Below are 12,859 nucleotides of genomic sequence, written 5' to 3' on the forward strand. Positions count from 1 at the left end.
AGCCTGCCCGGAGATGCAGAGGAAGCTAGGTCATGCCACCCGGATGTGACATTCAGATTTTCACGGAAACATCGTGACTGCCGAAAGAACGGCGCTGACGGTGATGGGAACGCGGCGCAACAGCCTGATGAATGAGGCGAGGCGCAGGCGCCGTTTCGTCACTGACGATGTCGATATTCAGACTGGCACGCGCGCTGCTGCCAGAATGGGGCCGCCCTGCGACGCTTCCACGAGAATAGCCGAACGAAGGTCCGGATTGCGCGCATCTGGCATCCGATAGCTGTGCGATCCGCCGCTAAAAGTGCCGAGCACGGTGACCTGCCGCACGAGGTTGCGATGCGGGAGAACCCGCCCACCGTTCTCGCCGCGCAGGATCGGTACTCTGATAATCTTGGGATCGAAACGCACCAGCACGACAAGCGCCGTTCCGGCATGGCCGGAAATCGTCACGTCGAGACCCGAGACGACGATCCGGGGCCCACCCTCGCCACGATCGGCCTGAACGATCGTGCGTTCAAGTTCTGGCCGGTCCGCCCCGACTGTATCCGCGCGGCCGTTGACGACGATCTCCGGCGTGAACACCTCGCGCCGATGGAACGCGTGAGCATAATCCCACTGGCGCGCCGTGAAAGCCGGTGCGCTGAACGTATCTTTCCAGCCGAGATCGTCCCAATAGGTTACTTCCCACGACAGGGTCAGCAGATCGGGGCGATCGGACAATGCCAGAAGATTGGCATTCGCAGGCGGGCAGGACGAACAACCCTGGCTTTGGAACAGCTCCACCACGGTCGGGTGGTCCGGGTCCGCAGCCATGGCCGGTACCGATGTGCCGACAAGCGCCAACATGCCGCCCAGTGCGGTGGATATGACGCTTTTGCGCTTCATGAATACGCCTGCCAGCCGGATAATGCGCGAAGCCCGGCTTAGTTCGGCTTCGCCATGCTGTCCTGCGGCGCGGCCATCGCGTTGTCATGGCTCATGCTGTCGTGGCTCATGCTGTCGTGGGACATCGCGTCCTTCTTCATGCCGTGATGCCCCATGCCACCATGCTTCTTCATGCCGCCATGAGACATGCCGTTATGCGACATCGCATTTGGAGCCATCGCATTCGGGGCCATCGCATCGTGCGCCATGCCGTTCTTCGACATGCTGTCATGCGCCATCGCGTTCGGCGCCATCTGGTTCGGGGCCATGGCATCGTGCGACATGGTGTCCTGTGCGTGGGCAACGCCACCCAGAGCGACGGCGGACGAGAAAGCGGCGGCAATGGCGATATTGCGAATAGACATGGTAATTTCCTGATCTGTCGATGATGTGGAGGCGGAAACATTCCGCCTCTCTGTTCTATTCTTCGGTGAGGCCCGTCGTCGGGTTACAGGGGCGCGTCTTTTTTTATGACCCGCCAAACCAGTCGTAACCCTGATCTTCCCAATAGCCGCCCGGAAAGCGATTGGTGACCTCGATGGACGCGAGATATTTCGGATTCTTGTAGCCGAGCTTCGTTGGAATCCGGACCTTCATCGGCGCGCCATAGGCAGGCGGAAGGGCACCGTCTCCATAATCCAGCGCCAGTATGGTCTGCGGATGCAGCGCGGTCGCCATGTCGATGCTCGTCGAATAATCGTCGAAGCAGCGAAAATTGACATATTTCGCACGCAGATCCGCGCCGACCCTTTGCAGGAACATCGAAAGCGGCACACCGGACCAGTCGCCGATCGCACTCCATCCCTCGACGCAGATATGGCGTGTAATTTGCCGTTTCTGCGGCAGCGCGCGGAACTGCGCGAGCGACCACGGGCGTCTGTCCGACACCAGACCGTCAACCTCCAGGCGCCACCCAGCGGGATCGACAGTGCGAACCTCGCTCTCGTCGTAATAGGCGTTGAACGGAAAAGGATGCGTGATCCTGGATGCGTCGAATTCCCGCGCGAGCCGCTGGCGGCTGAACAGCATGGCCTGCATCCGGTCGGTGAAACGCGACATCGCGCTGAGCGCACGCTCCACGGATGGCTCGTCGTCCAGCGCACAGCCGGACAGCATCGACAGCCCACCGAGCGACAGGGCGCCTTTGAGCATCAGACGGCGCTCGATCCGGCGCAGTTCGGGGGCGATCGCCGAGCGATCGAGGCGGTTGTGACTCATCGGGCGGCCCCCTCCTGAATGCTCGCTTCCGGCGCCGCGCTGGGACGGCGGCCGAACACCATGCCGAACAGGGTCGACGGCACGAGCAGGGCGAGCGCGATGTGAATGACGAGAAAGGCGACGATCAGCGTCATCATCGCGAAATGAATGCGGCGGGCGATATCGTAACCGCCGAACAGCCATGTCAGCCATCCAAGCTGCACCGGCTTCCAGATGGACAGCCCGCTTGCAACAGTCAGCAGGGCGACAATCAGCACGCCGGTATAAAGCAGCCGCTGGACAGCGTTGTAATGACCGGCGGCATGGGACAGCCTGAAGCGCAGCGCCTGCGCCATATCACGACCGATGGCGCGCGGGCCGACGGGCCGCAGATCGCGGCGGAAATGCCCCGACAGCACGCCATACCCCATGTAAACGACACCGGCAGCCATCAGCACCCACATCGCCGCGAAATGCCAGGCGATCCCGCCGCCCAGCCAGCCACCCAACGTGGCCCAGGCCGGGAATTCGAAAGGCAGGATGGGCGAGGCATTATAGATCTGCCAGCCACTGCCGATCATGGCGAGCATCGACAATGCGCCGATCCAGTGGGTGATGCGAATAACGGGCGATGGCGTGCGACGCGGTCGCACGCGGCGTGATGAGAGCATGTCCGGACTTTCCGACTGAATGGTCAGGCGTTGATGCGGATGCGTTCGTCGGTCAGGCGCGAAAGGTTACAGTTTCCGCCATCTCCTGACGGAAATAAAAAATTCTTCTTGCCCGCGTAACCGGACAGGGAATTTTCGCGAAGAACGCTGTGACAACCCAAAACAAGGGGGACACAACATGACATCCCGCCGCCAGTTCTTTCTTGCCGCCGTTGCCATGGCGGCATTCGGCCGCGCACGGGCCACCGGGCATTATCCCGTCACGCATACCGACGCCGAATGGCACCGCCTGCTGACGCCCGCGCAATACAATGTGCTGCGCGAGGCAGGCACCGAAATGCCGTATTCGAGCCCATTGCTGACTGAGCATCGCCCCGGCCGCTTCGCCTGTGCCGGATGCGACACGGCAGCCTTCGACGCCCGCACGAAGTTCGACAGCGGCACCGGCTGGCCGAGTTTCGACAGCGCCCTGCCGCACGCCGTGCAGGAACGTGGCGATGACAGCCTGGGCATGGAACGCACGGAGGTGCGGTGCGCGACCTGCGGCAGTCATCTCGGCCACGTGTTCGATGACGGACCGCAGCCAACGGGCCTGCGCTACTGCATGAACGGCGTGGCACTCTCGTTCCATACGGCCTGAAGGAGCTGAAATCATGACACGATCAGGACTTTTCGGCGTTTCCCTGATGGCGCTGACCACATTCGGCGCCGCCTGCCACACGGCAATGGGCGAACCCGGTCCCCATATTCTTCCGGCACCCGTCCTGGCGGAACCGGCACCCGCGACGCACCATGCCAGCGCCGTCTTCGCGGGTGGCTGCTTCTGGGGCGTGCAGAGCGTGTTCGAACATATCCGTGGCGTGACCGCGACCCGCGCGGGTTTCGACGGCGGCGCGCGCGACACGGCGGATTATGAAACCGTCAGCAGCGGCGATACGGGACACGCAGAATCGGTCGAAGTCGATTTCGATCCGACGCAGGTCAGCTACGGCACGCTGATGCGCATCTTCTTTTCCGTCGCCCTCGACCCGACACAGGTGAACCGCCAGTTCCCGGATGACGGCACGCAATATCGCTCCGTGCTCTATACCCGCTCCACCGAACAGGCACGGGAAGCGCACGCCTATATCGCACAGCTCGACGCGGCGCATGTCTTCGCGCGGCCCATCGCAACGCAGGTGACGCCGGATCATGGATTCTACCCGGCCGAGGCGGATCACCAAAATTTCGCGGCCCGCTATCCGGATCACCCATATATCGCTACATATGACGCACCACGGATCGAGGCGCTGCACGCGTTGTTCGCATCGTCCTGGCGCCCGCAGCCTGTGCTGACGCTGGCCGACGATGGCGGGAGCTGACTCCCGCCGTAACCAGGGATGGAGGGTTCGTGACGGAAGCGGATTGGAGCCGCTGGATGGCAGCGGCTCAGGCCGGCGATGCCGATGCCTATCGCCGCGTGCTCGCCGAGGCGCAGGCATGGCTGAGACGCTTCTTTCTCCGGCGCCTGCCGCCATCCATGGTTGACGACGCCGTGCAGGACACGCTGCTGGCCGTTCACGAGAAACGGCATACATTCAATCCGTCCCAGAAGTTCGGTCCCTGGATCGCCGCAATCGCCCGATACAAATGGATCGACCGGTTGCGGGCCACCAGCCGGGTGGACGATGCACCGCTCGACGACGACCTGCCGGTGCAGGATCATGAGGAGCAGGTGACGACGGCCCATGCGCTGGAGCGCCTGCTCGGACAGCTGAAGCCCGCGCAGGCGGAAACCATCCGCCTCGTCAAGCTGCGCGGATTGAGTATCGAGGAGGCGGCACGCCAGACGGGACAGTCCGCCACGCTGGTCAAGGTCAACATTCATCGCGGTCTGAACCGCATGAATGCTTTAGTAATGCGAGGTAGTGATGTCGACTGATCCCTTGATCGATCGGCTCGCGACCGGCCTGCGTCCCGTCAGACGGCGGACGCCGTGGCGGGACGCGACGATCCTGCTGGCGCTGGGCGCGATCGAGATCGTCTTCGTGCTGAAGCTGGGCCTGATGCGTCCGGATATGCCGCACGCCATGGGAATGCCGAGCTTCTGGTGGAAGGCCGTGAGCCTGGCCGTGATCGCCGCCGTCGGCGGGACGACGGCGCTCCTGTCCCTCGATCCCACACGCTCACCACGACGGGGTCTGCGCATCGTGGGCATGCTCGCCCTCGCGGCGCTCGCGCTCGGCTGGCTGGTGGATGTGCTTCAGGCCGGTCCCGCCGTGCTCTGGCAGCGGCTCGATCCGACGCACGGCATCGTCTGCGCACGGAAAATCGTGGAATTATCCCTGCCGGCGGTGCTGGCACTCGGCCTGTTCGCGCGGCGCGGCGCACCGGTGGATGCGCGCGGCACGGCCTGGGCAGTGGGCATCGCCGCCGCGGCCTTTGGCGCGCTGGCCTTCGTGCTGGCCTGTCCGTTCGACGACCCGCTTTATGTCGCCGTCTGGTATTCGGCGGCCTGCGGCGTCGTGACACTCGTGACACGTCTGGTCCTGCCGCCACTGACCCGCTGGTAGGGTGAACACCGCCATCCGGATCCGGATGGCGGCCGAGGGCCGGTTTTCAGCGGGACCGGTCCACGAAACATCAGCCTTGGGCAAGCCGGTCCTGCGTTTTCGTCTCGAAGTCGGACGCATCATGGCGTTCGTGCAGCTGGCCTGACGGCTCGCCGACCATACGGTTGACCATTCGACCACGCCGCACGGCCGGGCGTTCGAGCAGCCGGTCCGCCCAGGCCCGGACATGCGGATAGTCCTGTACATTCAGGAACGTGGCGGCATCGTTATACATCCAGCCTTCCACGAGGCCGCCATACCATGGGAAGATCGCCATATCGGCAATCGTGTAATCATCGCCTGCGATGAACGGGCTTTCGGCAAGCCGTCGGTTGAGAACGTCGAGCTGACGTTTGGCCTCCATGGTGAAGCGGTTAATCGCGTATTCGATTTTCTCCGGCGCATAGGCATAAAAATGCCCGAAGCCGCCGCCGATATACGGACCGCTTCCAACCTGCCAGAACAGCCAGTTGAGACACGCCGTTCGACCCACGATATCCTTCGGCAGGAACGCATCGAATTTCTCGGCAAGATACAGCAGGATGGAGCCGGATTCGAACACATTCAGCGGCCTGTCCAGACTATGATCCACGAGCGCCGGAATCTTGGAATTCGGATTCACGTCGGTAAAACCGGAACCGAACTGATCGCCCTCCCCGATGCGGATCAGCCACGCATCATACTCGGCGCCCGCATGACCCGCCGCCAGCAGCTCTTCCAGCATGATCGTGACCTTCACGCCGTTCGGCGTCCCCAGCGAATAGAGCTGGAGCGGATGGCGACCGACAGGAAGCGCCTTCTCATGCGTGGGGCCTGCGACCGGGCGGTTGATGCTGGCGAATGCGCCACCATTCTGGGCATTCCATGTCCAGACCGGCGGCGGCATATAGGTGTTCGATGAAGACATGTAACGGACCTTTCGCGATTATGCCGGGAAATTCGAAGGATAGAGCGCGCGCAGCGCTTGCTCGTCCATCTCGCTCTTGAAGGTATGGGTGGCCATGAGGGCGCGGGCACGGGCAACGGCCGGACGTGCGTTCACAAGGTTCATGAAGCGCACCAGATTAGGCCAGGGTGCCAACGGTGTGTCTGACCCTTTCATCACGCGCGGCGCGCGGTCGAGCCAGCCCCATGCCGACATATCGGCGATGGTATAATCCTCACCGACGACGAAGGCGCGGCCTTCCAGATGGTCGTTCAGCACCTGATAATGCCGCTCTATCTCCCGCCGGTAGCGGTTGACGGCATAATCGAGCCCGCCGGGCGCGGCATACTGGAAATGCACGGCCTGACCGGAAAACGGGCCGAGGCCGGTGCCCAGAAACATCAGCCAGGACAGGAGCTCCGGACGGTCGGCATCGGTGCCGAGGAACCGACCCGTCTTTTCAGCCAGATAAAGAAGAATGGCCGTGGAATCGAAGACGCGCGCCTCATGGCCGCCGGGGCCGTCCGTATCGACGATGGCCGGAAGCTTGCCGTTCGGATTGATCCTGCGGAAAGCCGGCGCGTGCTGCTCCCCCTTGCTGGTATCGATCGGCACGGCTTCATAGGGAAGTCCGGCCTCCTCCAGGAACAGCGCGATTTTCGCGGGGTTCGGTGTCGGGTGGTAATAGAAGCGGATCATGGGCGTCCATCCTTTCGATATGTCGGCCGGGATACTCATGGTGGGAAAAATGACGACTGTTGTGGAGAAGACCGGTGCGGGACCGGCGTTTCATTCAGCCGCAGGGATCGTTCCCGCAGGACGAGCATTACCCCGTCAGAGGCCGGATCGGGCGCCAGCGCCACCTCAGGCTCTTCCGATCGAAGCGCCACCGTCGATATGCAGGGTCTGCCCCGTCATGAACGATGCGTCTTCCGACAGCACGAACGCGATCGCCGCCGCCACTTCCTCCGGTCTTCCGAACCGCTTCATGGGGACGCCCGACAGATAGCGTTTTTCACCATCGCTGCCGGGCATGTTGTTGGCGCGAAACAGTTCGGTCTCCGTCGGACCAGGAGCGACGGTGTTGACCGTGATCCCGGTCGTGGCAAGTTCGAGGGCCCACCCCCGCGAAAAACTGATCAGTGCCGACTTCGCCGCGGCATAGGCGGTCCGTTGCACGGCCCCAAGGGCTGTCAGGCTGGATATGTTGACGATGCGTCCCCAGCCACGCGCCTTCATCCCCGGCAGAAAGGCCTGGGCCGTCAGGACAGCCGGGTGAAGATTGACCCGCATGACCTCGTCGAGAGCGGACAAGGAAACCTCTTCAAGATATTGCGCTCTGACGAGGCCGACGTTGTTGACGACACCATCGACATCGTACCGCTCCGCGAGCTCGGCGCACAGGCGTGCCGTTGCATCGCTATCGGCAAGATCCGCCTGCACAAGGGTGCCAGGAAAGCCATCCGTGCGATTGCGCGCCAGGCCGATGACGCGATGGCCCTGCTTCGCCAGATTATGCGCCAGAGCAAGACCGATGCCCTTGCTGGCGCCGGTAATCAGAAAGGTTCGTTGCATTGTCAGGTCTCCGGGATTGGGCGGGAGGCGGCGAAAAAGAGATCGCAGACCAGGTCACGTCGCGTTTCGACGCCTGCGGTCCCCTGCCTTTTTTCAGAGGAGGCCGCGATGTCCGGCGTAACCGGCCGTCTTGTCCAGGCCGCGCTCTGCGATGATCGTCGTTGCGATCGGCAAAACGCTCGAAATCGCCGGAAAGCCGACATAAGGGAGCATCTGGATCAGCGCTTCCTCGATCTCGCGAAGCGGCATGCCATGATCGAGCGCGAAATTCATATGCAGGCCGAATTCATGCGGCTGTCGCAGCGCCACCATGACCGTCATGGTGATGAGACTTCTGCGCGCCTGATCCAGGCCATCGCGCGTCCAGATATCGCCAAAAACGTGATCGATGGCGTATCCGGCAATATCGGCCCCGAACGTGTTGGACGCGGCGGCGGCGGCAAGCCGCTCGGACGGCGCAGCCCCCATCAGGGCGCGTGTTGCCGCATTGCCTTTTTCTCTCGGTGTCATCGTCTGTCTCCCATTTTGCAAAGCCTCTTTCCACGGCACCTGACGTGCGCCGGGCCGAAGCGATCGCTCGAACCGACCCGGCGCGCCGGATCAGGCCGTGACGCTCGCCGCCTTGCGCAGGGCCGGCAGCATGTCTTCTGGCTCCGGGCGGCGGGTATAGTCCGGGTTGACCTCGGCATAGAGAATCACACTGTCCTGACCGATCACGAAGCGGCCCGGCATCGGCAAGGTCCAGCTGTCGTCACCGTTGAAGCCCGGCAGATCGTTCTTCAGGTTCCGGTAGAGTTCGACGAGATAATCCGGCAGCGCGAAACGCAGGCCGAATTTTGCGGCCACATCGTTATGCGTGTCCGACAGGATCGGGAAATCAAGCGCGTTCTGGCGCACCGACTTGCGGCTGTTGACCGCCGTCTGCGGCGAGATGGCGATCAGGTTCGCGCCAAGTTCGCGGAACGACGGCAGCGCGGCTTCGAGCGCCTGTAGTTCCATGTTGCAGTAAGGGCACCAGACTCCGCGATAGAAACTCACGACCAGCGGGCCCTTCGCCAGAAGATCGGCGGAGGAAACGGGATTGCCTTCCGGATCGTTCAGCGTGAAACCCGGGGCCCTGTCACCGGCCTTGAGCGCCTTCTCGGCAGCACCGGCGGCAATCAGTTCGGCAGTGGCACGGTGCATCACCTCGATGACCGCATGCGGCACGTTATAGGGCGGCTTGCCGGCTTCGAAATCGGCCTTGAAAGCATCGAGTTTTGCCTGAAGTGACATGGTCGTTTCCTTTGTCAGTCGTTGCGATATGCTTGAGATAGAGCGGTCTGCTGCATGGGGGATGACGGCTCGGACGACTATCGGTCATTCCGGGCCGGAATGGGGTCTCAACCCACGGATTCAAGCGCCGGATAATCGGTGTAGCCATGCGCATCGCCGCCGTAGAAGGTCGAACGGTCATACGGGTTCAGCGGCAGATTGCGTCGCAGACGCGCCGGCAGATCGGGGTTGCTGATGAACGCCCGCCCGAAAGCGACGGCATCGGCGTCGCCCGCCCGGATGATCGCCTCGGCACTGGCGCCATCGAAACCGCCGGCGGCGATGAGCGTGCCGCTGAACGCACCGCGCAAATGCCGGGCCGCGACCGCATCGCTCTCGGCGATCAGTTCCGTGCCCTTGATGCGCGGCTCGACGACGTGGAGATAGGCGATGCCCATTTCGTCCAGCTTCTCCGCGACATAGCCGAAGGTCTCCTGCGGGTTGCTGTCGGACATCGAACCGTAAGTGCCGCTTGGGCTCAGCCGCACGCCGACACGGTCCGCACCCCACACATCGATGGCCGCCTGCGTCACTTCCAGCAGGAAGCGCGCGCGGTTTTCGATCGGGCCGCCATATTCATCGGTGCGGTGGTTGGTGCCGTCCTGCAAAAACTGGTCGGGCAGGTAACCATTCGCACCGTGGATTTCCACACCGTCGAAACCGGCCGCTTTCGCACGCGCCGCGCCCTGGCGGAACTGCTCGATCACGCCGGGAATTTCATGAAGCGCCAGCGCACGCGGCATCGAGAACGGCGCCGGCCCGTTCGGCGTGTAGGCATCGCCTTCCGCCTGGATGGCGGAGGGGGCCACGGGCGCGCCACCGTCCGGCTGAAGATCGCGGTGGGACTGCCGTCCGACATGCCAGAGCTGCATGACGATCCTGCCGCCGCCGGCATGCACGGCGTCGGTCACCGTGCGCCAGCCCTCGATCTGCGCATCGTCGTAAATGCCGGGCGCCCCGGCATAACCATATCCCTCCCGCGCGACAGGCGTGGCTTCGGACACGATGAGGCCACCATGCGATGTGCGCTGGGTGTAGTATTCGCGCATGAGCGCACCGGCCTTGTCACCGGGTTCCGAACGCATGCGGGTGAGCGGCGCCATGACGACCCGATGGTCGAGCGACAGCGCACCTGCCCTGAAAGGCGTGAAAAGCATGGACATGATGTTTTCCTTGATGGGGATGATGTCAGTCTTGCGGGACAAGCGCTTCAACACGGGCGATGCCGCGTTGCACGGCCGGGCGTGCTTCGACCGTTTCGTACCAGCGGGCGACATGCGGTGCGTCGTCGAACGTCACGTTGGGAAAGCCACGACGCCACAGCCAGCCGAAATGGGCGATGTCCGCGATGGTGAAGTCCTCCCCGGCAACAAAGGGACGGTCCGCCAGCACGCCATCGAGCACGCCCAGCGTGCGTGTCGCTTCAGCGGCGAAACGCTCGATGGCAAGGGGCTGAGGCTCGGCGGCAAAGCGCTGGAAGAAGCCGGACTGGCCGAAAGCCGGACTCAGACCGGAGGCGTGAAAGAAAAGCTGCTCGAAAACGCGGGCGCGCTCCTCGCCACCGGCCGGCAGGAGCCGCCCGGTTTTCTCGGCGAGATAAACGAGGATTGCCGCCGATTCCGTAAGGACGAACGGCTCGCCGCTCTCGGGCGTGTCGACCAGGACCGGCACCTTGCCGTTGGGATTCAGCCTGAGGAACGCCGGCGTCTTCTGTTCGCCCTTGCGGACATTGACGCCGTGCAGCGTATAGGAAAGCCCCAGTTCCTCCAGCGCGATCGGCACCTTGACGCTGTTGGGCGTCGCGAAAGCATAGACATCAAGCATCGTCGTTTTCTCCTTCTTGGCGGGCTTGCGGGCCGGAGAGGACATGCCCGACCAACGCCAGCAGGGCATGAAGCGGGCTGCCGGTGAGCTGGAAGGCGAGCATGCCGTGCGCGATGGCCGGTTCGGACGCCGCGACAATGAAGGGTCCGAACATCGGGTCTTCTTTCTCTCTGGCCCGGCCTGTCCGGGCGAAGAAGACGATATCGTCCATGCCGCTCGACATGGCAGTCGTCTCGGGGCGATAAAGGTCATTCCTCGGAGGAATGGCATGGACCGATATCAGGCAATGACCACGTTCGTGCGCGTGGTGGAAACAGGCTCGTTCTCAGCCGCGGCACGTCAGCTTGGCGTGGGGCAGCCGGCGGTCTCCAAGACCGTGGCGCAACTCGAGGCCCGGCTTCAGGTCAGCCTGCTGATCCGCACCACGCACGGCCTGACGCCGACCGAGGCCGGGCAGAACTTCTATGAACGCGCGCGCAACGCCATCCAGGAGGCGGACGAGGCGGAACGCGCCGCCAAAGGGGCGGGCATCGGGCTGTCCGGGCGATTGCGGGTGTCGGCGGCGACGACGTTTTCGCGCCTGCATGTGATTCCGAAATTGCCTGAGTTTCTGGCGGCGCATCCGCAACTCGATGTCGATTTCCTCCTCGACGACCGGATGATCGATCTCGTGGCGGAGGGCGTCGATATCTCCCTGCGCATGGGCGCGCTTTCCGATTCCACCGCCGTTGCGAAAAAAATCGCGACCGGCCGGCGATCGGTCATCGCAACGCCCGCCTATCTGGCGCGCGCGGGAATACCGCGGCACCCTGCGGATCTCGCGAACCACGACACCGTCATCTACAGTCAACTGCCGAGCGTCTGGTCGTTCACGCGGGATGGGGCGGCGGTGTCGGTTTCCGTCTCGGGACGGCTGCGCGTCAGCGCCGCCGAAGGATTGCGCGCCGCGATACTGGCGGACATGGGCCTGACCATCACGTCGGACTGGATGTTCGCACCGGAACTGGAACACGGCGCCGTCGTGCGGGTGCTGGAAGGATGGTCGTTGCCCCCCATCGATCTCTGGGCCGTTTTTCCGGCCGGTCGCATGATGACCGCGAAAGCACGCCAGTTTGCCGAATTCGTCGGGGATCTCATGAATTCGACGCCGTGAACGGTCCCGCCACCCACTCTCAGAATGGAAGCTCCCGCCCGGCGACACCGGCATGTCGTTTTACGTGTGCAAGCGCCATGTCGATGGCGAGTTCCAGCGGACGGGTTTCGCGGCTCGTTTTCGCCAGAACTATTCCGCCCTGGACCGCCGCGACCATCGCCACGGCCATGGCAGCGACATCCGTATCGGCGTCCAGCTGACCGGCCCGCCGCATCCGGCACAAGCCGTTCTCAATGACACTGCTCCAGCTTGAAAAGCTTTGCCTGAGCTGAAGCCTTGCTTCTTCCGACCGTGTTGCCAACTCGTTGGCCAGCGAGCCGATCGGACAGCCGCCAATGCCGCCACCGGCCCGGAACGCCGCAATAATCATGTCGCCCCATGCACGCAACGCGACGAAGGAATCCAGCGCACCGAGGGATTGTGCGTTGGCGGCCACGATCCGACTGGTTTGCAGGTCAATGACATCGCGGATGAGCGCCTGTTTATTGGCGAAGTAATGATAAAGCTGGGATTTGCTGGTGTTCGTCACGTCCATCACAGTGTCGAGGCTCACGTTTTCAGCGCCGTGCAGATAAATCAACTCGGCGGCCGCCTCGACGATACGCTGCTTCGTCGCCGCGCCACGGGGCGTCAACGGGCGGTTTGCAATCGTCCTCTCGCGGGTCATGGCTCAATTCCACCATAA

18 protein-coding genes are annotated in these 12,859 nt (G+C 63.3%); 5 read left to right on the forward strand and 13 right to left on the reverse strand.

All coding sequences use genetic code 11. The features are described 5' to 3' along the window. Nucleotides 1-177: 177 nt before the first annotated feature. The 4 genes from A0U93_RS08490 to A0U93_RS08505 form a co-directional block, all read right to left on the reverse strand. Nucleotides 178-885, reverse strand: a complete 708-nt coding sequence (locus A0U93_RS08490) for a DUF1223 domain-containing protein (RefSeq protein ID WP_077806972.1) — start codon at nucleotides 883-885, stop codon at nucleotides 178-180. Nucleotides 886-923: 38 nt separating this feature from the next. Further along, nucleotides 924-1,289 carry a pentapeptide MXKDX repeat protein gene (locus tag A0U93_RS08495; RefSeq protein WP_077806973.1) on the reverse strand — a complete coding sequence of 122 codons (366 nt, stop codon included), beginning with the start codon at nucleotides 1,287-1,289 and terminating at the stop codon, nucleotides 924-926. 103 nt (nucleotides 1,290-1,392) lie between these two features. Further along, nucleotides 1,393-2,142: a molybdopterin-dependent oxidoreductase gene (locus A0U93_RS08500; protein WP_077806974.1), complete on the reverse strand. Its 750-nt coding sequence runs from the start codon at nucleotides 2,140-2,142 to the stop codon at nucleotides 1,393-1,395. Next, the gene (locus A0U93_RS08505) at nucleotides 2,139-2,792 is read right to left on the reverse strand and encodes a cytochrome b/b6 domain-containing protein (protein WP_077806975.1); all 654 of its coding nucleotides are present in this window, start codon (nucleotides 2,790-2,792) and stop codon (nucleotides 2,139-2,141) included. The genes A0U93_RS08500 and A0U93_RS08505 overlap by 4 nt, the downstream gene beginning before the upstream one ends. 178 nt (nucleotides 2,793-2,970) lie before the next feature. On the opposite strand from A0U93_RS08505, the gene msrB reads away from it, so the two are divergent. From msrB to A0U93_RS08525, 4 genes are read left to right on the forward strand one after another with little or no spacing between them, the layout of a single operon-like run. After that, nucleotides 2,971-3,432 carry a peptide-methionine (R)-S-oxide reductase MsrB gene (gene msrB, locus A0U93_RS08510; RefSeq protein WP_048849175.1) on the forward strand — a complete coding sequence of 154 codons (462 nt, stop codon included), beginning with the start codon at nucleotides 2,971-2,973 and terminating at the stop codon, nucleotides 3,430-3,432. 13 nt (nucleotides 3,433-3,445) lie between these two features. Further along, nucleotides 3,446-4,153, forward strand: a complete 708-nt coding sequence (gene msrA / locus A0U93_RS08515; protein ID WP_077806976.1) for a peptide-methionine (S)-S-oxide reductase MsrA — start codon at nucleotides 3,446-3,448, stop codon at nucleotides 4,151-4,153. Nucleotides 4,154-4,182: 29 nt separating this feature from the next. Continuing rightward, on the forward strand, nucleotides 4,183-4,713 hold the full coding sequence (locus tag A0U93_RS08520) for a sigma-70 family RNA polymerase sigma factor (protein ID WP_077806977.1): 531 nt from the start codon (nucleotides 4,183-4,185) through the stop codon (nucleotides 4,711-4,713). Then, the gene (locus A0U93_RS08525) at nucleotides 4,703-5,344 is read left to right on the forward strand and encodes an NrsF family protein (RefSeq protein WP_077806978.1); all 642 of its coding nucleotides are present in this window, start codon (nucleotides 4,703-4,705) and stop codon (nucleotides 5,342-5,344) included. The genes A0U93_RS08520 and A0U93_RS08525 overlap by 11 nt, the downstream gene beginning before the upstream one ends. 70 nt (nucleotides 5,345-5,414) lie before the next feature. Here the strand turns inward: A0U93_RS08525 and yghU are convergent, their stop codons facing one another. From yghU to A0U93_RS08565, 8 genes are all read right to left on the reverse strand, one after another. Further along, on the reverse strand, nucleotides 5,415-6,290 hold the full coding sequence (gene yghU, locus A0U93_RS08530) for a glutathione-dependent disulfide-bond oxidoreductase (RefSeq protein ID WP_077806979.1): 876 nt from the start codon (nucleotides 6,288-6,290) through the stop codon (nucleotides 5,415-5,417). A gap of 18 nt (nucleotides 6,291-6,308) precedes the next feature. Beyond that, the gene (locus tag A0U93_RS08535; RefSeq protein ID WP_077806980.1) at nucleotides 6,309-7,007 is read right to left on the reverse strand and encodes a glutathione S-transferase family protein; all 699 of its coding nucleotides are present in this window, start codon (nucleotides 7,005-7,007) and stop codon (nucleotides 6,309-6,311) included. A gap of 165 nt (nucleotides 7,008-7,172) precedes the next feature. Beyond that, nucleotides 7,173-7,883 carry an SDR family oxidoreductase gene (locus tag A0U93_RS08540; RefSeq protein WP_077806981.1) on the reverse strand — a complete coding sequence of 237 codons (711 nt, stop codon included), beginning with the start codon at nucleotides 7,881-7,883 and terminating at the stop codon, nucleotides 7,173-7,175. 93 nt (nucleotides 7,884-7,976) lie between these two features. After that, entirely contained in the window at nucleotides 7,977-8,393 is a 417-nt protein-coding gene (locus tag A0U93_RS08545; protein WP_077806982.1) for a carboxymuconolactone decarboxylase family protein, read from the reverse strand. 90 nt (nucleotides 8,394-8,483) lie between these two features. Next, nucleotides 8,484-9,158 (reverse strand): peroxiredoxin-like family protein, encoded by a 675-nt coding sequence (locus A0U93_RS08550; RefSeq protein ID WP_077806983.1) that lies wholly within the window; start codon nucleotides 9,156-9,158, stop codon nucleotides 8,484-8,486. A 107-nt stretch (nucleotides 9,159-9,265) separates the two neighbouring features. Then, complete coding sequence (locus A0U93_RS08555) at nucleotides 9,266-10,360, reverse strand: alkene reductase (RefSeq protein WP_077808429.1); 1,095 nt, start codon at nucleotides 10,358-10,360, stop codon at nucleotides 9,266-9,268. A gap of 25 nt (nucleotides 10,361-10,385) precedes the next feature. After that, complete coding sequence (locus A0U93_RS08560) at nucleotides 10,386-11,021, reverse strand: glutathione S-transferase family protein (RefSeq protein ID WP_077806984.1); 636 nt, start codon at nucleotides 11,019-11,021, stop codon at nucleotides 10,386-10,388. Continuing rightward, complete coding sequence (locus A0U93_RS08565) at nucleotides 11,014-11,232, reverse strand: hypothetical protein (RefSeq protein ID WP_149026872.1); 219 nt, start codon at nucleotides 11,230-11,232, stop codon at nucleotides 11,014-11,016. Before A0U93_RS08565 ends, A0U93_RS08560 begins: the two co-directional genes overlap by 8 nt. 57 nt (nucleotides 11,233-11,289) lie before the next feature. Between A0U93_RS08565 and A0U93_RS08570 the strand changes: the two genes are divergently transcribed. After that, nucleotides 11,290-12,174 carry a LysR family transcriptional regulator gene (locus A0U93_RS08570; protein ID WP_077806986.1) on the forward strand — a complete coding sequence of 295 codons (885 nt, stop codon included), beginning with the start codon at nucleotides 11,290-11,292 and terminating at the stop codon, nucleotides 12,172-12,174. 19 nt (nucleotides 12,175-12,193) lie between these two features. Here A0U93_RS08570 and A0U93_RS08575 read toward each other — a convergent pair whose 3' ends face one another. After that, nucleotides 12,194-12,841, reverse strand: coding sequence for a TetR/AcrR family transcriptional regulator (locus A0U93_RS08575; protein ID WP_077806987.1), 648 nt, complete (start codon nucleotides 12,839-12,841; stop codon nucleotides 12,194-12,196). Nucleotides 12,842-12,859 lie beyond the last annotated feature (18 nt).

It is taken from the genome of Neoasaia chiangmaiensis (assembly GCF_002005465.1).
In the GTDB taxonomy this organism is placed as follows: Bacteria; Pseudomonadota; Alphaproteobacteria; order Acetobacterales; family Acetobacteraceae; genus Neoasaia; species Neoasaia chiangmaiensis.

Bases quoted from the DNA above. Each gene is read 5' to 3' on its own strand.
- A0U93_RS08490 (WP_077806972.1), bottom strand. From the start codon at position 885: ATGAAGCGCAAAAGCGTCATATCCACCGCACTGGGCGGCATGTTGGCG.
- A0U93_RS08495 (WP_077806973.1), bottom strand. From the start codon at position 1,289: ATGTCTATTCGCAATATCGCCATTGCCGCCGCTTTCTCGTCCGCCGTC.
- A0U93_RS08500 (WP_077806974.1), bottom strand. From the start codon at position 2,142: ATGAGTCACAACCGCCTCGATCGCTCGGCGATCGCCCCCGAACTGCGC.
- A0U93_RS08505 (WP_077806975.1), bottom strand. From the start codon at position 2,792: ATGCTCTCATCACGCCGCGTGCGACCGCGTCGCACGCCATCGCCCGTT.
- msrB (WP_048849175.1), top strand. From the start codon at position 2,971: ATGACATCCCGCCGCCAGTTCTTTCTTGCCGCCGTTGCCATGGCGGCA.
- msrA (WP_077806976.1), top strand. From the start codon at position 3,446: ATGACACGATCAGGACTTTTCGGCGTTTCCCTGATGGCGCTGACCACA.
- A0U93_RS08525 (WP_077806978.1), top strand. From the start codon at position 4,703: ATGTCGACTGATCCCTTGATCGATCGGCTCGCGACCGGCCTGCGTCCC.
- yghU (WP_077806979.1), bottom strand. From the start codon at position 6,290: ATGTCTTCATCGAACACCTATATGCCGCCGCCGGTCTGGACATGGAAT.
- A0U93_RS08535 (WP_077806980.1), bottom strand. From the start codon at position 7,007: ATGATCCGCTTCTATTACCACCCGACACCGAACCCCGCGAAAATCGCG.
- A0U93_RS08540 (WP_077806981.1), bottom strand. From the start codon at position 7,883: ATGCAACGAACCTTTCTGATTACCGGCGCCAGCAAGGGCATCGGTCTT.
- A0U93_RS08545 (WP_077806982.1), bottom strand. From the start codon at position 8,393: ATGACACCGAGAGAAAAAGGCAATGCGGCAACACGCGCCCTGATGGGG.
- A0U93_RS08550 (WP_077806983.1), bottom strand. From the start codon at position 9,158: ATGTCACTTCAGGCAAAACTCGATGCTTTCAAGGCCGATTTCGAAGCC.
- A0U93_RS08555 (WP_077808429.1), bottom strand. From the start codon at position 10,360: ATGTCCATGCTTTTCACGCCTTTCAGGGCAGGTGCGCTGTCGCTCGAC.
- A0U93_RS08560 (WP_077806984.1), bottom strand. From the start codon at position 11,021: ATGCTTGATGTCTATGCTTTCGCGACGCCCAACAGCGTCAAGGTGCCG.
- A0U93_RS08565 (WP_149026872.1), bottom strand. From the start codon at position 11,232: ATGGACGATATCGTCTTCTTCGCCCGGACAGGCCGGGCCAGAGAGAAA.
- A0U93_RS08570 (WP_077806986.1), top strand. From the start codon at position 11,290: ATGGACCGATATCAGGCAATGACCACGTTCGTGCGCGTGGTGGAAACA.
- A0U93_RS08575 (WP_077806987.1), bottom strand. From the start codon at position 12,841: ATGACCCGCGAGAGGACGATTGCAAACCGCCCGTTGACGCCCCGTGGC.